Below are 24,722 nucleotides of genomic sequence, written 5' to 3' on the forward strand. Positions count from 1 at the left end.
TCCTTTCGTCGGAGAGGGCGGGCGCCGCGCGGCGCGGCGGGGGATCCCCCCGCCCGGCGCGCTCAGCCGGCCGCCACGCTCAGTTGGCCGGGGCCGGGGGCTTCCACTGACCCGATTTCTTGAGGGCGTCGGCGACGTCCTTCGGCATGTATTTCTCGTCGTGCTTGGCCAGCACCTCGCTGGCCTGGAAGGTGCCGTCGGCGCCGAGCCGGCCTTCCACCACCACCCCCTGGCCCTCGCGGAACAGGTCGGGCAGCACCCCGGCATAGCGCACCGGCAGGCTGTGGCGCAGGTCGGTGACGACGAAGGCGACCCGCTCGCCGTCGCGGATCACGCTGTGTTCCTGCACCAGACCGCCGATCCGCATCCGCCGGCCTTCCGGCTGCTGCTTCGAGACCAGATCGCTCGGGGTATAGAAATAGACCAGCGAATCCGAGATCGCGGTCAGCACCAGCGTGGCGGCGGCGCCCAGCGCCAGCAGCCCCAGCAGCACGAAATAAAGGCGGCGCTGCTTGCGATTCATGGCGCCGCCCCGTTGCCGCCGCCGCGCCGGGCGCGGCGGTCGCCCTGCAATTGTTCGAGTTCGGCCTCGCGCTGGCGCAACTGCCGCAGCGAGATCACCAGCACGGCGGCCAGCACCGCCAGCGTCAGGGCATAGGCCGGCCAGACGAAGGAGGCATAGCCCCCCATGGCGAACCAGGCAGTGAGGGCTTCCATCCGCTCATTCTCCTTGCGCGGCGGCCTGGACCCGGGCGAGGCGCAGGACGCGGATCTTCTGGGCGGCGATCTCGGCCCGGCCGCGCAGCAGCAGCACGGTGACCCAATAGGCCTTGAACCCGAATGCCATCAGCAGCAGCGGCAGCAGCATGCTGGGATCGATCGCTGGGCCACCGATCTTCACCACGCTGGCCGGCTGGTGCAGGGTGTTCCACCAATCGACCGAGAACTTGATCACCGGGATGTTGACCGCGCCGACCAGCGCCAGGATCGCGCCGGCCTTGGCCCCGCGCTCGGGATCGTCGAAGGCGTCGACCAGGGCGATGTAGCCGAGATAGAGGAACAGCAGGATCAGCATGCTGGTCAGGCGGGCATCCCACACCCACCACGTCCCCCACATCGGCTTGCCCCACAGCGAGCCCGACACCAGACAGAGCAGGGTGAAGGCGGCGCCGACCGGGGCGGTGGCCCGGGCCAGCAGATCGGCCAGCGGATGCTTCCAGATCAGGGCGATCGCGCTCAGTACCGCCATCGCGACGTAGCACACCATCCCCATCCAGGCGGAGGGGACGTGGACATACATGATCCGCATGCTGTCGCCCTGCTGGTAATCGGCGGGCGAGCCGACCAGCGAGAACCACAGGCCGGAGGCGATGAGGAGGATGGCGAGCCCCGACGAATACGGCAGGATCGCCTTGGCCAGACGCAGGAAGCGGGCGGGATTGGCATAGCGGTGCATGCGGCTAGTTCTAGCCTGGAATCCGCCGCGTGTCACGATCGTCGGGGAGGAAAAACGGCGGTTGCGTCCCCCGGCCGAACGGCAGGGGGCGCCCGGGTTTCCGCCCTTTTTTCGCCGCGATTTCCGGGTCAACTTGCCAACCGGGAGGCATGCCGTCAGTCGGCGCCGCCAAAGGCCTGGAGCAGGAAGGCGCGGGCCAGCGCCGCCCCCTCGTCGTCGATGGCGTGGCCGAGCCCGGGCCGCAACTGGGCCAGCACCGGCACCCCCACCGCGCCCAGCGCCCGCTCGGCGGTGGCGAGGCTGGCCGGATTGACCACCTCGTCCTCGGCGCCGTGGACCAGCAGCACCGGCGGCCGTCCCGCGATCTCGTCGGGCAGGCGGGCGGCATCGACCAGCGCCCCGGAAAAGGCGACGATCGCCGCCGGCGGCGGGGCGCGGCGCAGGCCGACATCGAGCGCCATCATCGCCCCCTGGCTGAAACCGACCAGGGCGACGTCGCCGGGACCGACTCCCCAGCGCGCGGCGGCGGCGGCGATGGTGGCGGCCAGCCGGGGCGCCGCCCCGCGCACCCCGGCCACCACCTGGCTGGCGGCGCGGTCCTGCAGGCTGAACCATTGCCGGCCGAACGGGACCAGATCGCACGGGTCGGGCGCGTCGGGGGCGAAGAAGGCGGCGTCGGGCAGCGCCTCGGCGAAATAGGGGGCGAGGCCGATCAGGTCGGAGCCGTCCACCCCCAGCCCGTGCAGCAGCACCACCAATTGCGCCGCCGGTCCACCGGAGGCGGGGGCGGCCTCGGGGCCGGTAAGGGGCAGGGGGGATTGCTCGGACATGACGGCTCCGGGGCGGGCGGTGACGGCGGCCGCGATCCGGGCTAGGCTGGCGCCGGCGCCGGCCGCCAGGGGGAGCCATCCTCCCATGCCGGCCCCGTGTCGTGAAGCCTTTTCCCTTGGCCGTTGCGCAGGATGATCGTCACCCGTTTCGCCCCCAGCCCCACCGGCGAGCTGCATCTCGGCCACGCCCACGCCGCCCTCACCGCCTGGGAGGCGGCCCGCGCCGAGGGCGGCCGCTTCCTGCTGCGGATCGAGGACATCGACCGCACCCGCTGCCGCCCGGTCTTCACCGGGCAAATCCTGGAGGATCTGGCCTGGCTCGGCCTCGTCTGGGCGCGGCCGGTGCGGATCCAGTCGGCGCATTTCGCCGAATACCGCGCCGCGCTCGACCAACTGGCCGGGCGTGGGCTGCTTTATCCCTGTTTCTGCACCCGCAAGGACATCGCCGCCGCCCCCACCGCGCCGCATGGGCCGGACGGGCCGCTTTATCCCGGCACCTGCCGTGCCCTGACCCCGGCCGAGCGGGCCGAGCGGATCGCCGCCGGCCAGCCCTACGCCCTGCGGCTCGACGTCGCCGCCGCCTGCGCCGAGGCCGGGCCGCTCTGCTGGCACGACCGCCATGCCGGCACGGTGACGGCCGACCCGGCCCGTTTCGGCGACGTGGTGCTGGCGCGCAAGGATTGTCCGGCCAGCTATCATCTCGCCGTCACCCTCGACGATGCTCGTCAGGGGGTGACCCTGGTGACCCGGGGCGAGGACCTGTTCGCCGCCACCGATCTGCATCGGCTGTTGCAGGCGTTGTTCGGGCTGCCGGTGCCGGATTACGCCCACCATCCGCTGCTGCTCGGCCCCGACGGTCGCCGCCTCGCCAAGCGCGACCGCGCCCAGACCCTGCGTTCGCTGCGCGAGGCGGGGGTGGATCCGGCCCAGGTGCGGGCGATGGCCGGGCACGGCTGAAAAAAGCGCGGGCTCTGCCCGCACCCGCCAAGGGCCGCAAGGCCCTTGGAACCCTTTCCTTGTCCTTCGCGCGGCAAGCATCCGCGCCCAAGCGGAAAGGCGTATCGGCGCCCCCCACCAAAGGGTTCCAAGGGCCTTGCGGCCCTTGGCGGGTGTGGGCGGAGCCCACAGTGCCCCAACCGAACCCGCGCGCCTAGCGCCCGCTCCAGCGATCCTCGGGCGAGGTGCCGCCGAGGCGCAGCGGCCGGGTGCGCAGTTCGTCGCGCAGCAGGGTGCCATCGACGGTCAGCGGCAGGGCGTCGGTCGGCTCGATCCAGCGCGGCACCGCGTCGGCGCCCCGGCGCAGGCGGATCCACTCGCGCAATTCGGCCGGTTCGGGCGGGGGACCGGGTTTGAACACCACGAAGGCGCGCAGGCCGCCCGGCACGTCGATCACCCCGGCGGCGGCGATCGCCGGGTGGTGGGCCAGGGTCGATTCGATCTCGTCGAGACGGACGCGCCGGCCGGCGATCAGCACCGCCCCCTCCTCGCAGGCCAGCGGCTCGGGCCAGACATAGTAATCGAGGTCGCGGCAGCCCAGCCGCCCGGTCAGCAGCCATTTGCCCCGCCGTTCGGCCGGGCCGCTGCCCCCCTCCCAATAGCCGAGGAAATTGCCCGGAGCATCGGCCGACACCGCCAGGATGCCGCGCCGGCCGGCCCGCACCGGCAGGCCGGTTTCCTCGGTCGCCTCGATGGTCAGGCCGGGGGCGGCCCGCCCGGGCGAGGGCGGGCGCAGTTCCATCATCCCGGCGAGGTTGGCGGTGACGGCGCCGGTTTCCAGCACCCCCCACGCCTCGTTGACATGGATGCCGAAGGCGCGCAGCGCCGCCTCGTGCTGGTCGGCGGTCAGCGGATCGGGGCCGCTGGCCAGCGCGCGCGGCCGGGCGAAGGTGCGGCCGGTGCTGGCCTCGATCAGCGGCGCCAGCGTCTCGGGCGGCAGCCACGTGGCGCGGATGCCCAGCCGGCCGATCCGGTCGAGCGCCCGGCCGGGATCGAACGGACCTGGGCTCGCCACCACCGCCACTCCGTGATGCCACGCCGGCAGCACCAGCCGGAACAGCGCCTCCGGCGTCATCCAGTCGCCCGGGGTCCAGGCGACGTCGCCGAATTGCGGGAACAGCCCCAGCGCCAGCTCGATCGCCGGCAGGCCGCCGATCATCGCCCGGTGGGCGTGGATCACTCCGCCCGGCCGCCCGGCGGTGTCGCCGGGATAGAACAGGAAGGCGGGCGAATCCGGGCTGGTCACCACCGGGGCGAAGCTGTCCGAGGCGACCTCGATCGCCGGCCACAGCGCCGGGGCGTCGGGGCCGGGGCGGTCGGCGGCGACCAGCACCGTGCCGAGCATCGGCAGATGCGGCCGGGCCAGCGCCACCGCCGGCAGCACGCCGGGATCGACGATCAGCGCCACCGCCCCGCTGTTGTCGAGCCGCCACGCCAGCGGCGCGGCCCCGAGCCCGAGCGGCAGCGGCACCGCCACCGCCCCCATCCGCAGCACCGCCAGCAGCGCCACCGCCGCCTCCAGCCCGGGGGCGAGGGCGAGGCCGACCCGGTCGCCCGCGCCGACCCCGCGCGCGGCCAGCACGTTGGCCAGCCGGTTGGCCAGCAGCCGCAGCACCAGGAAGGTGTAATGCTCGCCCTCGCCGTCGGGGCGCTCGACCACCAGCGCGGTGCGGTGGCCGTCGGCCCCGCCCAGCGCATGGCGGTCGCACAGGTCGAACGCCAGATTGTAGCGGTCGGGCACGCGCCAGCGGAAGGTGCGGCAGGCTTCTTCGTAACTGCGGGGATTGTTGAGCACGCTGCCTCGGGGGACGAAAGGGAACGGTGCCGGCGACGGCGGCCGCCGGGCTCAGTGGTCGATCGGCATCAGTTCCTCGAACCACAGATAGGTGTCGACATCGTCGAACATCACGCCGTCGAAGCCGAGATCCATCACCGCGGCGAGGTACTTGCCCAACAGCGCCTTCCATTCGCCGTTGGCAAGATCGACGATGTAGCTGCCCGGCGCCGCGTCATGGGCGAACAGGTAGGCCGGATTGCCGACGTCCCAGCCTTTCTGCCAGTACCAGCGCCAGTCATAGGCCCGGCCGATCGGCAGCACCGCGAACACCATCCGGCGCGGCCCCATCTTCTTGAACTTCATCCGGGTCAGGTCGTCCTTGGTCACGCCCTGGGCCCGCTGGGCAACGTCGATCACCACCAGATCGTCATTGTCGCCCGCCACCGCATCGACGAAGGCGCCCTTGTCGCCGAACCGGTCGCTGCGCAGCAGCGGCAGCCACGCCCGCACCGCCCCGAGCGAGGTCGTCTCGGCCGAATTCTCGCCGGGGGGATGGGTCTTCGGCCCCTCGTCGAGCCGGCCGCTGGCGGTGAGGTAGGGCACCACATGGTCGCGCGCCCCGGCGCGCAGGGCCGCCGCCGCCGCCGGGCCGGTGCAGCTTTCGACCGACAGCAGCACCCGGTTCTCCGCCCGCATCGCATCGACCGCATAGAGGATGCGGCGTTGGCGTTCGATCCGCTCGATCTTTTCCTGGATCTCGGCGGCGCGGCGCAACTCGACCGCCGGATCGTTGCTGAACGGTCCCATCTCGGTCGGCAGCGGCGGGCGGATCACCCCCAGCTTCTTGTCGCGGTCGATCACCGCGTCGTCGGCGCGGCGGGCCTTCAGCGCGGCCTCCAGCGGCTGGTCGAACGCCTGCTTGCCGCAATAGAGACCGTCGATCACCAGCCCGTCGAGCAGCTTGACCAGCGGCCGGTAGACCGCGCGCGGCGGCAGGCGGCGATAGAAATTGGTGCCGGCGGGATCGTGCAGGGCGTCCCACTGCTCCTCCCAATCGCCCTTGGCCAGCAATTCCACCCCGTTGCGCAGCAGGATCTGGAAATGCGGATCGCGCTTCTTGGCGTAGCTGGCCAGCTCGATCAGCACGTCGCGGGTCTGGGCGCGGAAGTTCGGCACCTGCTCGGGCATCGGCGGGTTGAAGTCGCGCGGCTTGTCGAGCGCGGCGGCCGGTCCGGCGAGGCCACCCGCCAGCAGCAGCGCCAGGGTCAGGCGACGAATCAGGGACGGTCCGGTCATGTCAGCAACTCCGCGACGAGGTCGGCGATCGTCAGGCAGGATGTCAGACCAGGACTTTCAATGCCGTAAAGCGCCACCATTCCGGGGATTCCGGTGCGCTCCGGCCCGTCGATGCGGAAATCGGCCGCCGGTTCGCCCGGCGCGGTGATCTTCGGCCGGATCCCGGCATAGGCCGGGGCCAGCGCATCGTCGGGCAGCCCGGGCCAATAGCGCCGGATCGCGGCGACGAACGGCAGCGCCCGGGCCGGATCGACCTCGTAGGATTCGTGATCGAGCCACTCGACATCGGGGCCGAACCGTCCGGCCCCGCCCAGGTCGAGGGTGAAATGCACCCCGAGCCCGGCCGCGACCGGCACCGGATAGACCAGCCGCGTGAACGGCGCCCGTCCGGTCAGGGCGAAATAATTGCCCCGGCACAGATGCCCGTCCGGCACGTCTTGCAGCCCCAGCGCCCGCCCCAGCCCCGGCGCGCCCAGCCCGGCCGCCAGCACCACGCTGGCGGCGCTGAGCCGCATCGGCTCGGCGCCGCCGACCTCCAGCTCGATCCGTCCGCCCTCGGCCCGGCCGGACAGCAGCGGCGCATGCAGCGCCAGCATCGCCCCCGCCGCCTCGGCCTCGCCCAGCAGCGACAGCATCAGCGCATGGGAATCGATGATCCCGGTGGTGGGCGACAGCAGCGCGGCGGTGCAGACCAGCTCCGGTTCCAGCCGTCGCGCCTCGGCCGCCGACAGCAGCCGCAGCCCCTCGGCGCCGTTGGCGATGCCGCGCTCCAGCAGCGTCGCCAGCGTCGCCTCCTCCTCGGCGCCGTTGGCCACCACCAGCTTGCCGGGCAGGGCATGCGGCACGCCGCAGCGGGCGGCGTGGTCCCGCAGCGCCCGGTTGCCCGGCGCGCACAGCCGGGCCCGCAGCGACCCCGGCGGGTAATACAGCCCGGCATGGATCACTTCGCTGTTGCGCGAGGAAATGCCGGTGCCGATCGCCCCGGCCTGTTCCAGCACCACCACCTCGCGCCCGGCCTGGGCCAGCCGGCGGGCCACCGCCAGCCCGACCACCCCGGCGCCGACGACGACGCAATCGACCGCTTCGCTTTGCTGTTCCGTCATGCCCCGGCTCTCGATCCGCGCGAAGACCGCGCCAAATACCGCCAAGCATAACATCGGCGTCCCCACCGCGAAAGCGGCGGGGGTCCTGGCCGGCCGGGGTGCTTGTCTTGGCCGCCGCCGTCGCGGTTCCGCCACCGCCGTTGCGGCAAAAACGCCACAAACAGATCCCTTTTGCCTTGTCAATGGGGATTAAGCGTGACTTCGCCGCGACCGCTCCGCTAAAAGGATTTCGTTTCCGGAAACGACGAGGCGGGGATGGCGCGCGCGGTGCGAATTCTCTGGGTTGCCGTCGCGGCGCTGGCCGGCGCCTGCGCCGCGCCCCCGCCCCCTCCACCGCCGCCTCCGCCGCCGGTCGCGCTCGACCCCGATGCCGCCTGCCTCAAGGATCTGCGCGATCGCGGCATCGTCTTCGAGCCGCTCGCCGGCCTGTCGGCCCCCGCTTCTCCCGCCTGCCAGATCACCAACCCGGTCAAGGTCACCGGCGAAGGCGACATCGGCTGGAGCCGTCCCGGGGTGCTGTCCTGCACGATGATGCAGACGGTCGACCGCTTCGAGGCCGAGGTGGTCCAGCCCGCCGCCCAGCGCCATTTCGGCCAGAAGGTCACCCGCCTGCTGCACATGGGCACCTACGAGTGCCGCGCCCGCCGCACCGACGCCACCGTCGCCGCCGCCGCCGCCGGCAAGCCGGTGCGCGGCGGCCGCCTGTCCGAACACGGACGCGGTCAGGCGATCGATATCGGCGGCTTCGAACTGGCCGACGGCCGCATCGTCACCGTCCGCCGCGACTGGCGCGCCGGCGGTGCCCCCTCGGCCTTCCTCCACGAGGTCGCCCAGGGCGCCTGCGACCAGTTCAGCGTGGTGCTGACCCCCAATTACAACGCCGTCCACGCCGACCACCTCCACCTCGATATCGGCCCCCATAAACTCTGCGGGATGTAGCCGGGGAACAACAAAGTGTGGGCTCCGCCCACACCCGCCAAGGGCCGAGGGCCCTTGGATCCCGTTGGGTGGAGAAGGCTGCGACGACAGCACTCCTTTTGGTGCGATTTTTTTTGGTAAACATATCAGTAAAAATGCACAATTGATTTCGATTTTGCGGCTTTTTTATATTTTTTGGCGGGGCGTATGGTTAAAGATGAACGATACGCGAAATTGCTCGATGAGTTCCCTGAACTTGTCGGTAATGGTGTTGACTTGCAGAAAGAGGTTTTGTCGCATTTTGGCCTCTTGTTTTCAGGATATGCCCTGCTCGAGGCGGCCATTCAGAATTTTTATATTTTCTACGAACAGCGTCGGGCTGTGATGGCCGGGGAACTTAAAAATTTACAGGATTGGCAATCTAATCACGACAAGCTGGAACGTAAGGCTTTTTCAGCAACTCTGGGCGGACTTATAACCCTCGTTTCAAAATGCCCTGAGATCTCACCTGGGATTGGGGAGCTTAAAGATCTCAAAAAAAGTAGAAATTATTTTGCGCATCACTTTTTTAGGGCTGAGAATGACAAGCTTTTCTCAGAGGCGGCGTCTCTGCATTTGATTTTTGGAATGAACGAACTGCGCCATCGGGTTAAAATGGCGGAAAATTTTGTTGAAGTTGCGTCCATTGATATAATCAAAGAAATGTACGCCGGGCAAAATTTTGAAGAAATGGTTGCGGATTGCATGAAGGAAATTGAATCTGTTGCTGTTAGAAGCCCTTGCATGGATTTTGGTTGGATCTCAGAGGAGTAGATTATTTTATTTAGGTGGCATATAGATCTTTTTACTGTGTCCTTGGGACCCGTCGGCTTCGCTGCCGGTCGCGATTCGCGAGGTAGGATCGGGCGACCTGTTTGAGCAGACTGTTCGGCACGCGCCCATAAATCATCGTCGTCGGCGTTCGGCCGGGCACGGGTCGAAGATCCGGCCCGGGCCAGAAGAAGGCATTGGCTTCCGTGGTCACGATCCAGGACGGTGTATCGTCCAAACCCAACTGACGTTTGATGTCATGTGGGAACGCCACCGCGTCGTCGGCCCCGGCCGGTGGCGTGTGGGTGACGGCCAGGACGAGAACCTCGGTCTTCCCGTCACTGTCCCGGATGGACAAGGCGAGAACGAGGGCGGGGCGGTCCTTCCGGCCTTCTTCCCGCCCTCGGGCGCTTTCATCCGCCCAAAGGTAGGAATAACGAATGACCGAACCGCGCTCGGGCCCCATGCCCGTCAGTCTTCCTCACCGTCGGCGAGAGCTTGGATGTCCGCGAGGAAATGATCCGGGGTTTCCGCCGCCGGAAAGGCCTGCTGATCCCGCTGCCGCAGCCGTTCATACTCTTCGACGGAGATGAGGACATTGCGTGGCCGTCCGTTTCGGGTGACGATGACTGGTTGGCCGAGCGCGACATCGCTGTAATGCGAGAACTTGCGCACAAGGTCTCCGGCGGTGGTGACGACACGTCCGGCCGTATCCATGATGCCCCTCGCTTGATCGCGCATTTGCATATAATACGTAAAATACGTATTGTGTTGCCCGGCGTCAAGGTTGAGCTGGCGCCCCCCTTCCGAGAAAACCAATGGGTTCCAAGGGCCTTGTGGCCCTTGGCGGGAGTGGGCGGCGCCCACGTCCCCTTCGCGCCAGCGAAAGCTTACGCGGTGATCAGGCTGTCGATTTCGATCTGGGCCATGGCGCGGTCGGAGCCGTGGATGATGGCGTTGGCGCAATCCATCAGGGCCTGGGCGGCGCGGCTGATCGCCTTGACGTGTTCGGCGACCAGATTGGGATCGGCCCCGGCGACGATTTCCTCTTCGAGCCGGTTGACCCCGCCCTGGATCACCGTGTTGAGCTGGGACAGGGTTTCCTCGAACGGGCGGCGGTATTTGCTGGGGACGGCGTCGTAGGCCTCGATCGCGAGCTGGCGGTCCTTGAAGCTCGACTGGGCGAAATGTTCGACGTAGGAGCGCGGTTCCCACGCCTTGCATTCCTCGATCATGTCCGGCATGTCCGGGATCATGTCGATCAGCATCACGATTTCGTTGAAGTGATTGAGATAATCGGTGGCGAGCAGGGTCTGGGCGCTGATGTTGGCGTCGCCCAGCCGGGCGACGAACGCCTCGAACCGCTGCTGTTCTTCCGGAGGCAGGTCGGATTCCGTCACGCTCGCTCCCTTCGATCCGGCTGCCGTCCCGATTGCCTCATCCTTGCGCCACGAGGCGAGGAAATTCAAGGGGGAGCCCCGGTCTTGTCGCCCCCCGGGGCGCTCATGCTACACTTGGCCCGTCTCTGAGGGTCTGTCCAGGCCGGGGCGGAGTATTCGCGTGAGATTTGTTGCCCGTTGCCGCCGGTCCGGCATGGTCCGGTCCGCTCCTCGATGCTGATCGCCGCCGCCCTGGCCGCGTTGCCGCTGCTGTCGCTGCTGGCGATTGTCGCCGGCGGGCGGGCGGCGACCCACCGGCTGGTCGCCGCCGGCTGCGCCGCCGCCAGCCTCGCCTTGCTGGCGGCCGGAATCGGCCAGTTGTTCGGCGGCGAGCCGGCGCCGACCGTGGTGTTGCCGCTCGGGCTGCCGTGGGGCGCGGTCCATCTGCGGCTGGACGCGCTGTCGGCGCTGTTCCTGGTGGTGGTCGATTTTCCCGCCGCCGCCGCCGCGCTCTACACCATCGGCTATGCGAGCCACCTGCCCGAGCCGCGCCGGGTGACGCCGTTCCTGCCGTTGTTCCTGTTCGGGATGAACGGGGTGTTGCTGGCCGACGACGCCGTCACCTTCCTGATGGCGTGGGAATTCATGTCGCTGGCCTCGTGGCTGATGGTGGTGTCCGACCATCGTTCGGCCGACAGCCGCGCCGCCGGCCAGCTTTATCTGACCATGGCGCTGTTCGGCACCCTGTGCCTGCTCGGCGCCTTCGCCGCGCTGGCCGGGCCGGCCGGGGCGTGGGATTTCACCGCCCTGCGCGCCGCCGCCCCGGCGGCGTCGGTGGCGGCGGTGGTGCCGCTGGCGCTGATCGGGGCCGGGTCGAAGGCCGGGCTGGCGCCGCTGCATGTCTGGCTGCCCGAGGCCCATCCCGCCGCCCCCAGCCCGGTCTCGGCGCTGATGAGCGGGGTGATGACCAAGGTCGCGCTGTATGCCCTGATCCGCCTGCTGTTCGATCTGGTCGGGCGGGTGCCGTGGGAATGGGGCGCGGCGCTGATGGCGATCGGCGGGGTCAGCGCGGTGCTGGGCGTGCTGCACGCGCTGGTCCAGGACGATCTCAAGCGCCTGCTGGCCTATTCGACGGTCGAGAATGTCGGCATCGTCGCGATCGGGCTGGGGCTGGCGCTGGCGTTCAAGGATGGCGGCGAGCCGGCGCTGGCGGCGCTGGCGCTGGTCGGCGCGCTCTATCACATCGTCAATCACGCCACCTTCAAGACCCTGCTGTTCCTCGCCGCCGGGGCGGTGCAGGCTGCCACCGGCGAGCGCCGGCTGGGGGCGCTGGGCGGGCTGCTGAAGCAGATGCCCTGGACCGGGGCGGCCGCCCTGGTCGGGGCGCTGGCGATCGCCTCGCTGCCGCCGCTCAACGGCTTCGTGTCGGAATGGCTGATCCTCCAGGCGCTGTTCAAGGGGCCGAGCCTGCCCTTGTGGGCGATGAAGTTCGGCGTGCCGGTGGTGGCGGCGCTGCTGGCGCTGGCGGCGGCGCTGGCGGCGGCCTGCTTCGTCCGCGCCTACGGCATCGCCTTCCTCGGCCGGCCGCGCTCGCTCGCCGCCGCCCAGGCCGGGGCCCATCCCACCCCGGTGACGATGCGGCTCAGCATGGCGGTGCTGGCGGCGTCCTGCCTGCTGCTCGGCGCGATCCCGGTCACCGTCACCGACGCCCTGTCGGCGGTGGTGGTGCCGATCACCGGCGGGCCGTTCGCGGTGTCGTCGGATCTGGGCTGGCCGTGGCTGTCGCCGGCCGGGGCCAGCCGGGGCTCCTATTCCGGCACGGTGCTGGTGCTGGTCGGGCTGGCGCTGTTCGGGGTGGTGGTGGCGGTGGCGCACGGCTTCGGCGCGCCGCGCGCCCGCCGCGCCGATCCGTGGGATTGCGGCAACCCCGACGGGCTGCTGTTGCCCGAGACCCAGTACACCGCCCAGAGCTTCTCCCAGCCGCAGCGCCGGGTGTTCGGCGCCGCGCTGTTCGGCGTGGTCGAGACGGTCGAGATGCCCGAGCCGGGCTCGACCCAGCCGGCGCGCCACGGCGTGCGGAGTATCGACCCGGTGTGGGACGGACTGTACCGCCCGCTGATCCGCGCGGTCGAGGCGCTGGCCGACCGGGTCAACCGGTTGCAGTTCCTGACCGTGCGCGGCTATCTGCTGATGATGTTCGCCACCCTGGTGCTGATGCTGCTGGTGGTGGCCTGGAGACAACGCTCATGACCGCGCTGGTGCTCCAGATCGGCCAGATCCTGCTGGTGGTGGCGCTGGCCCCGCTGGTGACCGGCTGGGTGCGGCTGGTCAAGGCCCGGCTCCAGGGCCGGATCGGTCCGTCGGTCTTCCAGCCCTACCGCGACCTGCGCCGGCTGATGCGCAAGGAACCGATGGTGGCCCATTCCGCCTCCTGGCTGTTCCGCGCCGCCCCCTACGTCACCTTCAGCGCGGTGTGGCTGGCCGCCTGTCTGGTGCCGACCTTCGCGACCGGGCAGGCGCTGGCCCCGGCCGCCGATCTGATCGCCCTGGTGGCGCTGCTGGCGGTGGCGCGGGTGTGGACCGCGCTGGCCGGGCTGGATTCCGGCACCGCCTTCGGTGGATTGGGCGCCAGCCGCGAGATGCTGATCGCCAGTCTGGCCGAGCCGGCGATGCTGATGGCGACCTTCTCGCTGTCGCTGGTGTCGGGCACCACCCAGCCGGAGCGGATCATCGCCTTCGTGCTGAATGGCGGGGTGGGGATCGAGGTCTCGCTCGGCCTCGCTTTGGCGGCGCTGGTGATGGTGGCGGTGGCCGAATGCGGGCGGATTCCGATCGACAACCCGTCCACCCACCTCGAACTGACCATGGTGCACGAGGCGATGGTGCTGGATTATGCCGGCCGCCACCTCGCCTTGATGGAACTGGCCGGGATGCTGCGGCTGACCCTGTTCCTGGCCCTGATCGGCGGGCTGTTCGTGCCGTGGGGGATCGCCCCGGCCGGGGCCGGGCCGCTCGGGCTGCTGATCGGGCTCGGCGCCTTCCTCGCCAAATGCTTCGCGCTGGCCTCGGCGCTGGCGCTGTTCGAGACCGCGATCGCCAAGATGCGGGTGTTCCGCTACGCCGACTTCCTCGGCGGGGCGCTGCTGCTCGGGCTGCTCGCCACCATCTTCCTCTATGTGTCGGAGGCGGTGTGATGGGTGCCGGCCAGATTTCCTACGACGTCGCCCACCTGATCGGCGCCACCGTGCTGATGGCCGGGCTGCAACTGCTCTATCAGCGCCGGCTGTTCGCGGTGATCAACACCTTCGCCTTCCAGGCGCTGGCGCTGGCGGCGGCGGCGGGGTGGCAGGCCCATGTCCAGGACGCGCCGCACCTTTACGTCACCGCCGCGATCGCCCTGATCTTCAAGGCGATGATCGTCCCCTTCGCCCTGCATTGGCTGATCGAGAAGCTGGGCATCCAGCGCACGGTCGAAACCGCCCTGCCGATCGGCTGGACGATGATGGCCGGGGTCGGGCTGGTGGCGCTGTCGATCCTGCTGGTGCTGCCGGTTACCGCCAACGCGGCGGCACTGACGCGGGAAAGTCTGGCCCTGGCGATGAGCGTGGTGTTGCTCGGCCTGCTGATGATGATCACCCGGCGCAACGCGGTGACCCAGGTGGTCGGCTTCATGGCGCTGGAGAACGGGTTGATCCTGGCGGCGGTGTCGGCGCGCGGCATGCCGCTGGTGGTGGAGATCTCGGTGGCCTTTTCGGTGCTGGTGGCGATGACCCTGTTCGGCATCTTCTTCTTCCGCATCCGCGAGCGGTTCGACACCCTCGATCTGGCCGACCTCGAACCCCATCGCGGGGACCGGGCATGATCGAACGCGTCGCCGCCCTGCCGCCGCCCGACAGTCCGCTGGCCTGGGTGCTGGCGCTGCCGCTGGCCTCGGCGCTGGTGCTGGCGGTGTGGCGCAATGGCCGGGGGGCGGCCTGGGCCAACCTTGCCGCCTCGGCCACCACCTTTGCCGCCGCGCTGGCGCTGCTGGCCGATCCGCCGCCGCCCAGCCGGCTGCTGTTCGTCGATCGCTTCAACCTCTATCTGGTGGTGCTGACCGCCTTTGTCGGCATGACCACCGCGTGGTTCTCGGCCGCCTATATGGCCCGGGGCGGCGAGCCGGCCAAGCTGGCGCCGCATCACCTGCGCTTCTACCACGCGATGTTCCAGGCCTTCCTGTTCAGCATGCTGCTGGCGCTGACCGCCAACAACACCGGGGTGATGTGGGTGGCGGTTGAGGCGGCGACCCTGACCACGGTGCTGATGGTCAGCCTCTACCGCACCCCCGAGGCGATCGAGGCGGCGTGGAAGTACTTCATCCTCTGCTCGGTCGGGATCGGGCTGGCGCTGTTCGGTACCATCCTGGTCTATCTCGCCGCCCAGCCGGTGATCGGGGCCGGGGCCGACGCGATGGCCTGGACCGAGCTGATGCGCCGTGCCGCCGAATTCCAGCCCGATCTGCTCAACCTCGCCTTCGTGTTCGTGCTGGTCGGCTATGGCACCAAGGTCGGGCTGGCGCCGCTGCATGCCTGGCTGCCCGACGCCCATGCCGAGGGGCCGACCCCGATCTCGGCGGTGCTGTCGGGGTTGCTGCTCAACGTCGCGCTCTATGCCCTGCTGCGTTTCAAGATGCTGATTGCCGCCAACGGCGCCACCCTCGATCCCGGGCCGCTGCTGGTGATGATGGGGCTGTCGTCGCTGTTCGTGTCGGGCTTCATGCTGTACCGCCGCGGCGACGTCAAACGGCTGTTCGCCTATTCCTCGATCGAGCATATGGGGGTGGTGGTGTTCGCCTTCGGCATCGGCGGGCCGCTGGCCAATTTCGCCGCGCTGCTGCACATGGCGATGCATGCCCTGACCAAGTCGGCGGTGTTCTTCGCCGTCGGCCTGATCACCCAGACCGCCGGCACCAAGCGGATCGCCGACATTCGCGGCCTGACCGTCAGCCATCCGGCGCTGGGCTGGGGGCTGGTGATCGCGGTGCTGGCGATCGCCGGCATGCCGCCGATGGGGGTGTTCGTCAGCGAGTTCCTGGTCCTCGCCGCCGCCTTCGCCCGCCAGCCGCTGCTGGCGGTGCCGCTGGCGGCCGGGCTGCTGCTGGCGTTTGGCGCGCTGCTGCTGCGCCTGCAGGGCTTGGCCTTCGGCGCGCCGTCGCTTGAGCCCGGCGGCAACAACCCGCGCGGGGTGACCCTGCTCGCCCTGCTGCCGATGGGGCTGCATCTGGCGCTGGTGCTGGCGGCCGGTCTGGCCCTGCCGGCGCCGCTGGCGGCGTGGCTGCGCGGAATCGCGGGGATGCTGGGATGATGCCCGCTGGTGTCCGTTGGGCTTTCGCCCAAACCCAACCGGGGCGATGCCCCGGACCCCCTTTTTTTCGAAAAGAGGGGAGGTTTGGAGGCGCCAGCCTCCAAGCGGGGCCGGGGCGGCAGCCCCGTCGTCCCCAACGAGCCCGGGGGATAAGCCGCTGACGACGATCGATCCGACCCTGCTCGCTTTCCTCGCCGAGCGCGGCGCCCCGGTGGTCGCGGCGCGGCCATGGCCCCGCTTCGCCCTTGACCGCGCCGGCTGGCAGGCGCTGGCCGCCCGCCTCGCCGCGCCGGGCTGGGCGCTGATCGCCGAATGGGGCGAGGCCGGCGCGGTTCACGCCGCCCTGCGCGACGAGGCCGACGGCGCGGTGGCGATCGCCTCGCTGCCCTGCCCGGACCGGCGCTTCCCGGCGCTGGGGGCGGCGCGGCCGTCGGCGATCCGGCTGGAACGGGCGATCCGCGACCTGTGGGGGCTGGAGCCGGAGGGGCTGGAGGATACCCGCCCCTGGCTCGACCATGGCCGCTGGGGCCGGCGCGCCCCGCTGGCGCCCGAGCCGCTGCCGCCCGCGCCGGCCGCCGCGCCGTACCCGTTCCTGCCGGCCGAGGGCGCCGGGCTGCATCAGATCCCGGTCGGCCCGGTCCATGCCGGGGTGATCGAGCCGGGCCATTTCCGCTTCCATGCCCAGGGTGAGACGGTGGTGCGGCTGGAGGCCCGGCTGGGCTACACCCACAAGGGCATCGCCGCTTTGGCGCGCGGCCGCACCCCCGCCGCCGCCGCGCGGCTGGCCGGACGGATCTCGGGCGATGCCACCGTCGCCTACGCCCTGGCCTTCGCCCGCGCCGCCGAGGCCGCCAGCGGGATCGAGGCGCCGCCGCGCGCCCACTGGCTGCGGGCGCTGTTCGCCGAGCTGGAACGCCTCGCCGGCCATCTGCTCGACATCGGCGCGATCGCCAACGATGCCGGCTTCGCGATTCTGCTGGCCGAGACGATCACCCTGCGCGAGCAGGTGCTCGACCTCAACCGCGAGCTGTTCGGCCATCGCCTGCTGATGGACCGGGTGGTGCCGGGCGGGGTGGCCGACGATCTGCCGCCCGAGGCCACCGCCTGCCTGCGCGACCTGATCGACCGGCTGGGCTCGGCGCTGGCGCGGGTCGGCCATCTCTACGAGAACACCCCCTCGCTGTCCGACCGCACCCAGGGCACCGGGATCCTGGCCCCGGCGCTGGCCCACCGTTTCGGTGCCGGCGGCGTGGTCGGCCGCGCCTCGGGCCGCAGCCAGGACGCCCGCCAGAGTCCGGGCTATCCGCCCTATCAGCGGCTCGATCTGACCGTGCCGATGCATCTCAAGGGCGACGTCGATGCCCGGGTGCTGGTGCGGCTCGCCGAGGCGGCGGAAAGCCTGCGTCTGATCGGGCGGATCCTGCTCGAACTGCCGGGCGGGCCGGTGTTCGCCCCGCTGCCGGCGCAAGCGGGCGAGGGGCTGGCCCTGGTCGAAAGCGTCCGGGGCGAGGTGGCGGTGTGGCTGCGGCTCGACGACGAGGGCCGCATTGCCGCCTTCCACGCCCACGACCCGTCCTGGTTCCAGTGGCCGTTGCTGGAGGCGGCGATCAAGGGCAACATCGTCGCCGACTTCCCGCTGTGCAACAAGTCGTTCAACTGTTCCTATTCGGGGCATGACCAATGATTCCGCCGGTCGCCCGCCTGATGCTGCGCGCCCTGATCGCCGGTCCCGCCACCCGGCGCGATCCGCTCCGTCCCGATCCCGAGGCCACCGCCGAACTGGCGGCGGCGGTCAAGCGCGAGGCGCGGCGGCGGCTGGGCCGTTCGCTGGCGATCCGCGCCGTCGATGCCGGCTCGTGCAACGGCTGCGAGCTGGAGATCCACGCCGCCAACGGGCCGGTCTACGATCTGGAACGCCTTGGCCTGCGCTTCGTCGCCAGCCCGCGCCATGCCGACGTGCTGCTGGTGTCGGGGCCGGTCACCGCCAACATGGCCGAGGCGCTGGCCCGCACCCATGCCGCGATGCCGGGGCCGAAATGGGTGGTGGCGCTGGGCGATTGCGCCCGGGACGGCGGCTGCTTCGCCGGGTCCTACGCGGTGCTGGGCGGGGCGGCGGCGGTGCTGCCGGTCGATCTGACCATCCCCGGCTGCCCGCCCGAGCCGCAGGCGATCCTGGCCGGGCTGCTGACCCTGCTCGACAGCCAGGGCTGACGCTCAATTCTGGTTTCGGGGTGATGTGGGCTCCGCCCACCCCCGCCAAGGGCCGCAAGGCCCTTGGATCCCATTGATGGTCGGGCGCGGACGGGACCTTCAGCTTGGGCGCGGGCGTTGGCCGCGCGAAGGGCAAGGAAAGGGTTCCAAGGGCCTTGCGGCCCTTGGCGGGGGCGGGGCGGAGCCCCGCGAATCGTCTTCGTGAAAACAAAGAGGGCCGGTCTCACCCCAGCGCGGCGGCGACGCGGTCGAACACCTCGTCCCAATCGCCCGGCTCGCTCTGGCGGAACAGCCGCATCGAGGGATACCACGGGCTGTCCTCGCGGCGGTGCCGCCAGCGCCAGTCGGCGCTGAACGGCAGCAGCAGCCACACCGGCCGCCCCATCGCTCCGGCAAGGTGGGCCAGCGCGGTATCGACCGTGATCACCAGATCGAGCCCGGCCAGGATCGCGGCGGTGGCGCGGAAATCGACCAGTTCGGGGCCGAGATCGGTGATCCGTGCCGCCTCGGCCGCCAGCACGGCGGCATCGGCCGGGCGGGGATCCTTTTGCAGCGCGAACAGGCGGACCGGGGCGGCGGCGAGGCGGTCGAGCATCTGCGCCGCCGGGATCGAGCGCAGCCGGTCGGCACGGTGGGCCGGGTTGCCGCTCCAGGCCAGCCCGACCGCGCGGCCGGGGCCGGCGAGGCGCGCCGTCCAGCCGGCGGCGGCGGCCGGCTCGGCGCGCAGATAGGGCATGGCGGCCCCCTCGTCGCTGCCGAGAATCGCGGGCAGGCTCAGCAGCGGCAGATGCCGGTCGAACGGCGGCAGCGGCTCGCCCCGGGCGATCACCGGCAGGCCGGGGAAGGCGTCGGCCAGCAGCCCGGCCAGCGGCGGCTGGGTTTCCAGCAGGATCCGCCCGCCGCGCGCGGCGGCTTGCGGCAGGAAGCGGACGAACTGGAGGGTGTCGCCGAAGCCCTGCTCTGCATGCAGCAGCAGAGTCGCGCCGTCGAGCGGTTCGCCGCGCCATTCCGGCTGGGCGAAGCCGCGCGGGGTCAGCCGGGGCACCCCGCCGCGCCAGCGCCAGCCATATTCGGTCCAGCCCTCGGCCCCGTCGCCCCGCCGCAGCAGGGTGACGCCGCGATTGAAGCGGGCGACGGCGCAGTCCGGCCCGGCGGCGACGGCGCGGCGATGGACCTCGAGCGCGTCGTCGTCGCGTCCGGCCTCGTCGAGGGCCTGGGCGAGGTTGGACAGCGTCAGAGGGTCGGTGGGGGCCAGCGCCGCCGCCCGCTCATAGGCGCCGACCGCCTCGAACGGCCGGCCGATCAGTTGCAGGGTGGCGGCCAGATTGGTCCAGGCGGTGAGGTCGTCGGGGCCGCAGGCGACGGCGCGGCGTTGCAGCGCCAGCGCCTGATCGAGGTCGCCGCGCCGCTGCCACGCCAGCCCGAGATTGGTCAGGGCATCGGGCCAGTCGGGCTGGAGCGCCGCCGCCTGGCCGAACGCCGCCTGGGCCTCGTCGAGCCGGCCCTGGTCGAGGCGGATGTTGCCGAGGGTGAGGTGATGGCCGGCCCGGCCGGGGGCGAGGTCGATCGCCTGCTGGCAGGCGGCGGCGGCCTGTTCCAGCCGACCCTGCTGCTGGAACAGGATGGCGAGCAGGAAATGGCCGCGCGGCATGGTGGGCGCCAGCCCGATCGCGGTCAGATAGCAGCCGAGCGCCGCCGCGGCATCGCCCAGCGCCTGCCGCGCCTGCCCGAGGCCGAGCAGGGCCTCGGGGTCACCCGGCCGCACCTGCGTCAGCCGGGCGAAGCTGTCCGCCGCCGCCGCGTGGCGGCCGCGGGCCGCCTGGGCCTCGGCCAGCGGGCGCAGCAGGGCGGGATCGTCGGGGGCGTGGGCCGACAGGTCGGCCAGCAGCGCCTCGCCCTGGTCGAGGCGGCCGGTGCGGCACAGCAGCAGGGCGAGCAGGTGGAGCACCGCCGGATGGTCGGGCGCCTCGAACAGCATCGCCCGGCAGAGTGCTTCGGCCTGATCGAGCCGGCCCTCCTGCTCGAGCCGGGTCGCCAGGGCGAGATCGGCGGTGAGGTCGCGAGAGTTCATCACTGTCTTTCGGCGGCGGGAGCCCCCACACTGGCAGAAAGCGGCCGGGCGGAAAAGAGCCCGACCCGATTGCCGGATGGGGCGGATCGGGTTAGGAACTGAGATCGGCGCGGCCGTGCCGCCGCAACCGGGTTAGGGGGGGCCTCATCGTCGGGATCGTGCCAGACTGGACCGTCAATCCGCCCGGGCTGTTCCTGCTGTTCGGGACCGCGATCCTGCTGCTGCTGGCGGCGTGGGGCGGCCGTCTGCCCCCGTTTCCCGGTCAGGGCGAATTCGTCCGCAGCCAGTTCGCCATCGCCTGGTGGTCGGCCGCCGCCGCGATCGAGAACATGGTCACCGCCGCCGCCGACAAGGTGCTGTGGGCGGAAATGGCCTGGCCCGGCATCATCGGCACCCAGATCTACTGGACCGCGTTCCTGTGGGGCTATTGCAAGGGCGAATCCCCCGGGCGCCATCCGCTGGTCCGGCTGCTGGGCTGGCTGCTGCCGCTCCTGGTGTGGGTCGCGGCGCTGACCAATCCCTGGCACCACCTGATGTATGTCGCCACCACCCCCCAGGGCGACCAGCCGGGGGCGCCGGTGCTGTACGACCACGGCATCCTGGTGTTCGCGGTGTTCCTGATCGCCTACCTGCTGCTGGCCGCCGGCACGCTGGTGCTGGCCGATGCCGCCCAGCAGGCGCCGCGCGCCGCGCGCGGGCATTATTTCGCCCTGATCGTCGCGCTGCTGTTCCCCTGGATCGCCAGCATCGGCCATCTGACCCGCACCTTCATGCCCTATGGCTTCGACGCCACCCCGTTCAGCTTCGTCTTCACCGCGGCGGTGTTCTGCTGGATGATCGGCCGGCGCCAATTGTTCGTGCTGCCGCCGATCGCGCTGCGCCCGCTGGTCGATTCCCTGCCCGAGGCGGTGCTGGTGGTCGATGGCGGCGGCCGGGTGGTCGAGGCCAACGCCACCGCCCAGGCCCTGGTCGCGCCCGGCCCGCTGCTGGGGCAGACGCTGGCCGAGGTGCTGCCGCTGCCGCTGCCGGCGGCGGACGCGGCCGGCGACGATCCGGTCGCCCGGGCCGAGGTCCGGCTCGACCGCGACGACGGCGAGCATCATTTCGAGATCCGCACCCGCCTGCTGGCCTATCGCGGCCGTCAGGTCGGCCGGGTGGTGGTGCTGAGCGACATCACCCACCGCAAGCGGATGGAGCGCCGCCTGCGCACCCAGCTCGCGGTCAATCTTCGGTTACAGCGAAAATTGCGCGAGCAGGCCAACCGCGACCTGCTGACCGGCCTGCGCAACCGCCATTTCCTTGAGGAGATCCGCCCGGCGCTGCTGGCCGAGGCCGACCGCGCCGGCCGGCCGCTCGCCGCCGCGCTGATCGACCTCGATCATTTCAAGCGGCTCAACGACACCTGGGGCCATCTGGCCGGCGACGCGGTGCTGCGGGCGGTGGCCGATTATCTGGTCGGCGCGGCGCGCGAAAGCGATTTCGTGATCCGCGTCGGCGGCGAGGAAATTCTGATCCTGCTGCCCGACAGCGACGGCGCCCAGGCGGCGGCGGCGGTGGAACGCTGGCGCGCCGCCTTCGTCGCCCGGCCGGTGCCGGCGCGCGGGCACGACCTCGCGGTCAGCTTTTCCGCCGGAATCGCCTGCTATCCCGACGAGGCGGACTCGTGGGACCAGTTGGTGCAGCGGGCCGACCTTGCCCTCTACCGCGCCAAGGAGCGCGGCCGCAATCAGGTGTGCCATTGGGCCGAGGCGTTCGCCGCCGCGCCCGACCGGCTGACGGGCGAAGGCGCCGGCGCCGGTCCGGCGTGATGCCGCTCTTCCGGCGCCGGCTCTGCGGGATCAGACATCATGCTCGGGGTCGATGTCGAACCGGCGCCGGCCATATTTGCCGGTGAAGGTCGGCCCGTCATCGATTTCGGCATGGCGGCGGATCAGGGCGTCGGCCTCCTGGAACAATCGTCCGTCGAGGTCGATCAGGTCGCCCCAGCCTCGGAGCGCCAGACTGGTGGAGGCCAGCCAGGCGTCGATCCAGGCGTGGTGCAGCGTCAGGGCGAGTTGGATGGGGTTGGACATGGCGGTCCCTCCCGTCTCTGCCCCGGGACCGAATCGGTCCCGGGATCTTGCCTCATGGTAGATCATCCACGAGGGAGATGCCACCATGGCGCAGGCAGGGCAGGGATGAGAGACCGCCGGGGCCGAAGCCCCTATTTGTCCGCGTCGCTCTTGGCGGCCGGGGTGGTGCCGTGTCCGGCCGCCGGCTTTTCGGCCTTTTCCTTGTGCTTCTCCGGCTTCGGCTTGGCCTCGGCCTTGGCCTGACGGGTCTTGCCCTGGCCGCAGGGCGAGACGTGGTCGGGCTGGCCGATGGTGGCGGCGGCGAAATCGCCGAGCTGGGCCGGGCTCATCGTCATCACCTGATCGAACATCTGGGCGCGGGTGGCGCAGTAATCCTCGATCTCGTGCACCCGCACCGATTCGTAATTGGTCACCTTGGTGTTGTAGCGGTCGAACCCGGCCTGGCTCTTGAACAGCACCTGGAGGGTGCGGGCGTTTTCGGCCATCGTGCCGCTGAAGCGGGCGGCATAGGCGCCCCATTTGTCGCGCAGGGTGGCGTCGTCGGCGCGGCAGTTCAGCGCGGCGACCTGGAGTTGATCGTGGAACTGGCGCAACTGGGCGGCGCGGATCTGCTCGGGCGAGGCGCAGCTGCCGCCCTCGCTCTTGGCGGTGCGGGCCTCGGCGGCGGCGGCGGTGAAAACCAGGCAACAGGCAACGGCGACGACACGGAACCGACTCACGGTCGACCCCTCCTCACAACGGGATGGAAAAACCGCGGCAGTTTCGGCTTCGGCCCGGCAAGAATCAACCGGCTTGCGTGGTGGCGGCGCCTTTTTGCGCGGCGGGGCCGAACGGGCGCAGCCGGGTCAGGAACTGGCGGGCCACCGCGCCCCAGGAGAAGCGGGCGGCGTGGGCCCGGCAGGCGTCGGGGGCGATGGCCAGCGCCGCGCGCGCCGCACCGGCCAGATCCTCCGACAGCACCCCCACCGCCGCGCCATCGACCACGTCGCGCGGCCCGGTCACCGGGAAGGCGGCCACCGGCACCCCGCAGGCCAGCGCCTCCAGCATCACCAGCCCGAAGGTGTCGGTGCGGCTCGGGAACACGAACACGTCGCCGTCGCTGTAGGCCCGCGCCAGCTCGTCGTCGCCGTTGACGATGTGGAAATGGGCCTCGGGGTAGCGCCGCATCAGTCCGGCCCGGGCCGGGCCGTCGCCGACCACCAGTTTCGAGCCGGGCAGGTCGAGATCGAGGAAGGCCGGCAGGTTCTTTTCCACCGCCACCCGGCCGACATAGAGGAACACCGGCCGGGGCAGGCCGAACATCCCCTTGCCGCGCGGGCGGAAGGTGTCGGTATCGACCCCGTGCGACCATTCCACCGCGCCGGGAAAGCCGCGTTCGCGCAATTCGCGGTAGACCGAGGGCGACGGGCACAAGGTCGCCGCCGCCGGGCGGTGGAACCGGCGCATCACCGCATAGGACCAGTCGAGCGGCAGCCCGGTGCGGGCGGTGACGTAATCGGGGAATTTGGTGTGATAGGCGGTGGTGAAGGGCAGGCCGCGTTCCAGGCACCAGCCGCGCCCGGCCCAGCCGAGCGGCCCCTCGGTGGCGAGATGGACCGCGTCGGGGGCGAACGCCTCCAGCAGCCCGGCCAGCCGTGCCCCGGGGAACAGCGCCAGCGGGATCTCGGGATAGCTCGGGCAGGGCAGGGTGGGAAAGGCGCCGGGCTCGAACACCCCGATTTCGTGGCCCATCGCCTTCAGCGTCGCGGTCAGCGCGGTCAGCACCCGCACCACCCCGTTGCGCTGCGGGGTCCAGGCGTCGGTGACCATCGCGATCCGCATCTTCGCTTCCCTCTCCTCAGTCCGCCACGGTTAGGCCGAGCCGGGGGGCGGGGCAAGTGACGAGACGATGACAGAGGGAAGGTGGGGGCCGCCGCCCGCCGCCGCCAGAGCCGGGGCGGCCTACAGCGAATCGATCGCGAAGCGCAGCACCATCCGGCGCGGCCAGCCCTTGCCGTCGTCGGGCGGCAGGGTCAGCGGCTGGGCCATCCGCAGCGCCAGCAGGTAGGATTCCAGCGCCCGCCGCACCGGGCTGTCGGGCATCCGTTCGTAGCCGGGGATCACCGCCCCCGGGTTCCACGGCGCCGCCCGGTTCATTCCCCCGAGCAGGGTGCCGTCGCGGTCGATCTCGATCACCGCCGAGATCACCACCCCCTTGCCGCGCAACGGGCTGAAATCGAAATGCCACATCCGCAGGATCTGGGCCTGAAGGAAATCCTGCGCGCTCTGGCTCAGCTCGCCGCGCACCGCGCCGCCGCGCGCGCCGCCCACCGGGCCGACCCCGAGCACGCCCGGGCTGGCGGGGCGGCGGTCGTCATGGCCCTGCGGACTGGCCGAGCGTTCGGCCGGCCGGGCCCGCTTCAGCTGGGGCGGCGGCGGCGGCAGCTTGCTGGTCATCAGCGGCGGCTGCGGCCGGGCCGG

General features: G+C 70.9%; 25 protein-coding genes. 10 read left to right on the top strand and 15 right to left on the bottom strand.

Features of this window, described 5'->3' with window-relative positions:
• Window positions 1–79: 79 nt before the first annotated feature.
• From ccmE to ACFSNB_RS13165, 4 genes are all read right to left on the bottom strand, one after another.
• Window positions 80–523: a cytochrome c maturation protein CcmE gene (ccmE, locus tag ACFSNB_RS13150; protein WP_377317285.1), complete on the bottom strand. Its 444-nt coding sequence runs from the start codon at window positions 521–523 to the stop codon at window positions 80–82.
• Window positions 520–717, bottom strand: coding sequence for a heme exporter protein CcmD (gene ccmD / locus ACFSNB_RS13155; protein ID WP_377317287.1), 198 nt, complete (start codon window positions 715–717; stop codon window positions 520–522). Before ccmD ends, ccmE begins: the two co-directional genes overlap by 4 nt.
• A gap of 4 nt (window positions 718–721) precedes the next feature.
• On the bottom strand, window positions 722–1,456 hold the full coding sequence (locus ACFSNB_RS13160) for a heme ABC transporter permease (RefSeq protein WP_377317289.1): 735 nt from the start codon (window positions 1,454–1,456) through the stop codon (window positions 722–724).
• Between the two features lie 155 nt (window positions 1,457–1,611).
• Window positions 1,612–2,286: an alpha/beta hydrolase gene (locus ACFSNB_RS13165; RefSeq protein ID WP_377317291.1), complete on the bottom strand. Its 675-nt coding sequence runs from the start codon at window positions 2,284–2,286 to the stop codon at window positions 1,612–1,614.
• Between the two features lie 132 nt (window positions 2,287–2,418).
• Here ACFSNB_RS13165 and gluQRS point away from each other — a divergent pair, with 132 nt between their 5' ends.
• A complete protein-coding gene (gene gluQRS / locus ACFSNB_RS13170) occupies window positions 2,419–3,243 on the top strand; it encodes a tRNA glutamyl-Q(34) synthetase GluQRS (protein WP_377317293.1) in 825 nt (274 codons plus the stop codon).
• A gap of 193 nt (window positions 3,244–3,436) precedes the next feature.
• On the opposite strand, the gene ACFSNB_RS13175 is transcribed toward gluQRS, so the two are convergent.
• Genes ACFSNB_RS13175 through ACFSNB_RS13185 form a run of 3 tightly spaced genes read right to left on the bottom strand, consistent with a single transcriptional unit; the run spans window position 3,437 to window position 7,458 of the window.
• Window positions 3,437–5,077, bottom strand: a complete 1,641-nt coding sequence (locus ACFSNB_RS13175) for an AMP-binding protein (protein ID WP_377317295.1) — start codon at window positions 5,075–5,077, stop codon at window positions 3,437–3,439.
• A 51-nt stretch (window positions 5,078–5,128) separates the two neighbouring features.
• Complete coding sequence (locus ACFSNB_RS13180; protein ID WP_377317297.1) at window positions 5,129–6,355, bottom strand: hypothetical protein; 1,227 nt, start codon at window positions 6,353–6,355, stop codon at window positions 5,129–5,131.
• Window positions 6,352–7,458, bottom strand: a complete 1,107-nt coding sequence (locus tag ACFSNB_RS13185; RefSeq protein ID WP_377317299.1) for an NAD(P)/FAD-dependent oxidoreductase — start codon at window positions 7,456–7,458, stop codon at window positions 6,352–6,354. The genes ACFSNB_RS13180 and ACFSNB_RS13185 overlap by 4 nt, the downstream gene beginning before the upstream one ends.
• A 267-nt stretch (window positions 7,459–7,725) precedes the next feature.
• Between ACFSNB_RS13185 and ACFSNB_RS13190 the strand changes: the two genes are divergently transcribed.
• Together ACFSNB_RS13190 and ACFSNB_RS13195 are read left to right on the top strand one after the other, a co-directional pair.
• Window positions 7,726–8,397: an extensin family protein gene (locus ACFSNB_RS13190; protein ID WP_377317301.1), complete on the top strand. Its 672-nt coding sequence runs from the start codon at window positions 7,726–7,728 to the stop codon at window positions 8,395–8,397.
• Between the two features lie 213 nt (window positions 8,398–8,610).
• Window positions 8,611–9,189 (top strand): hypothetical protein, encoded by a 579-nt coding sequence (locus tag ACFSNB_RS13195; RefSeq protein WP_377317303.1) that lies wholly within the window; start codon window positions 8,611–8,613, stop codon window positions 9,187–9,189.
• Between the two features lie 31 nt (window positions 9,190–9,220).
• Here the strand turns inward: ACFSNB_RS13195 and ACFSNB_RS13200 are convergent, their stop codons facing one another.
• The 3 genes from ACFSNB_RS13200 to ACFSNB_RS13210 form a co-directional block, all read right to left on the bottom strand.
• Window positions 9,221–9,652 (bottom strand): hypothetical protein, encoded by a 432-nt coding sequence (locus ACFSNB_RS13200; RefSeq protein ID WP_377317305.1) that lies wholly within the window; start codon window positions 9,650–9,652, stop codon window positions 9,221–9,223.
• 5 nt (window positions 9,653–9,657) lie between these two features.
• Window positions 9,658–9,903, bottom strand: coding sequence for a type II toxin-antitoxin system prevent-host-death family antitoxin (locus ACFSNB_RS13205; RefSeq protein WP_377317307.1), 246 nt, complete (start codon window positions 9,901–9,903; stop codon window positions 9,658–9,660).
• A 173-nt stretch (window positions 9,904–10,076) separates the two neighbouring features.
• Window positions 10,077–10,586, bottom strand: coding sequence for a hypothetical protein (locus tag ACFSNB_RS13210; RefSeq protein WP_377317309.1), 510 nt, complete (start codon window positions 10,584–10,586; stop codon window positions 10,077–10,079).
• A 213-nt stretch (window positions 10,587–10,799) separates the two neighbouring features.
• Between ACFSNB_RS13210 and hyfB the strand changes: the two genes are divergently transcribed.
• The 6 genes from hyfB to ACFSNB_RS13240 all read left to right on the top strand — a co-directional run bounded on the left by hyfB (window position 10,800) and on the right by ACFSNB_RS13240 (window position 18,119).
• Window positions 10,800–12,815, top strand: coding sequence for a hydrogenase 4 subunit B (hyfB, locus tag ACFSNB_RS13215; RefSeq protein WP_377317311.1), 2,016 nt, complete (start codon window positions 10,800–10,802; stop codon window positions 12,813–12,815).
• Window positions 12,812–13,759: a respiratory chain complex I subunit 1 family protein gene (locus ACFSNB_RS13220; protein WP_377317313.1), complete on the top strand. Its 948-nt coding sequence runs from the start codon at window positions 12,812–12,814 to the stop codon at window positions 13,757–13,759. The genes hyfB and ACFSNB_RS13220 overlap by 4 nt, the downstream gene beginning before the upstream one ends.
• Entirely contained in the window at window positions 13,759–14,427 is a 669-nt protein-coding gene (locus ACFSNB_RS13225) for a hydrogenase-4 component E (RefSeq protein ID WP_377317315.1), read from the top strand. The genes ACFSNB_RS13220 and ACFSNB_RS13225 overlap by 1 nt, the downstream gene beginning before the upstream one ends.
• Window positions 14,424–15,908, top strand: a complete 1,485-nt coding sequence (locus tag ACFSNB_RS13230; protein ID WP_377317317.1) for a hydrogenase 4 subunit F — start codon at window positions 14,424–14,426, stop codon at window positions 15,906–15,908. Before ACFSNB_RS13225 ends, ACFSNB_RS13230 begins: the two co-directional genes overlap by 4 nt.
• 211 nt (window positions 15,909–16,119) lie before the next feature.
• Window positions 16,120–17,592 (top strand): hydrogenase large subunit, encoded by a 1,473-nt coding sequence (locus tag ACFSNB_RS13235; RefSeq protein WP_377317319.1) that lies wholly within the window; start codon window positions 16,120–16,122, stop codon window positions 17,590–17,592.
• Window positions 17,589–18,119: an NADH-quinone oxidoreductase subunit B family protein gene (locus tag ACFSNB_RS13240; protein WP_377317321.1), complete on the top strand. Its 531-nt coding sequence runs from the start codon at window positions 17,589–17,591 to the stop codon at window positions 18,117–18,119. The genes ACFSNB_RS13235 and ACFSNB_RS13240 overlap by 4 nt, the downstream gene beginning before the upstream one ends.
• Window positions 18,120–18,342: 223 nt before the next feature.
• Here ACFSNB_RS13240 and ACFSNB_RS13245 read toward each other — a convergent pair whose 3' ends face one another.
• Window positions 18,343–20,190 carry a tetratricopeptide repeat protein gene (locus ACFSNB_RS13245; RefSeq protein ID WP_377317323.1) on the bottom strand — a complete coding sequence of 616 codons (1,848 nt, stop codon included), beginning with the start codon at window positions 20,188–20,190 and terminating at the stop codon, window positions 18,343–18,345.
• Window positions 20,191–20,348: 158 nt separating this feature from the next.
• Between ACFSNB_RS13245 and ACFSNB_RS13250 the strand changes: the two genes are divergently transcribed.
• Window positions 20,349–21,998, top strand: a complete 1,650-nt coding sequence (locus ACFSNB_RS13250) for a histidine kinase N-terminal 7TM domain-containing diguanylate cyclase (RefSeq protein ID WP_377317325.1) — start codon at window positions 20,349–20,351, stop codon at window positions 21,996–21,998.
• A 30-nt stretch (window positions 21,999–22,028) separates the two neighbouring features.
• Here the strand turns inward: ACFSNB_RS13250 and ACFSNB_RS13255 are convergent, their stop codons facing one another.
• The 4 genes from ACFSNB_RS13255 to ACFSNB_RS13270 form a co-directional block, all read right to left on the bottom strand.
• Complete coding sequence (locus tag ACFSNB_RS13255; protein WP_377317327.1) at window positions 22,029–22,262, bottom strand: hypothetical protein; 234 nt, start codon at window positions 22,260–22,262, stop codon at window positions 22,029–22,031.
• A gap of 131 nt (window positions 22,263–22,393) precedes the next feature.
• Window positions 22,394–22,981, bottom strand: a complete 588-nt coding sequence (locus ACFSNB_RS13260) for a heme utilization protein (protein WP_377317329.1) — start codon at window positions 22,979–22,981, stop codon at window positions 22,394–22,396.
• Window positions 22,982–23,045: 64 nt separating this feature from the next.
• Entirely contained in the window at window positions 23,046–24,083 is a 1,038-nt protein-coding gene (locus ACFSNB_RS13265) for a glycosyltransferase family 4 protein (protein ID WP_377317331.1), read from the bottom strand.
• Between the two features lie 120 nt (window positions 24,084–24,203).
• On the bottom strand, window positions 24,204–24,722 hold a 519-nt coding region (locus tag ACFSNB_RS13270), incomplete at its 5' end, for an energy transducer TonB (protein WP_377317333.1).

The organism is Phaeospirillum tilakii (assembly GCF_042683125.1).
In the GTDB taxonomy this organism is placed as follows: domain Bacteria; phylum Pseudomonadota; class Alphaproteobacteria; order Rhodospirillales; family Magnetospirillaceae; genus Phaeospirillum; species Phaeospirillum tilakii.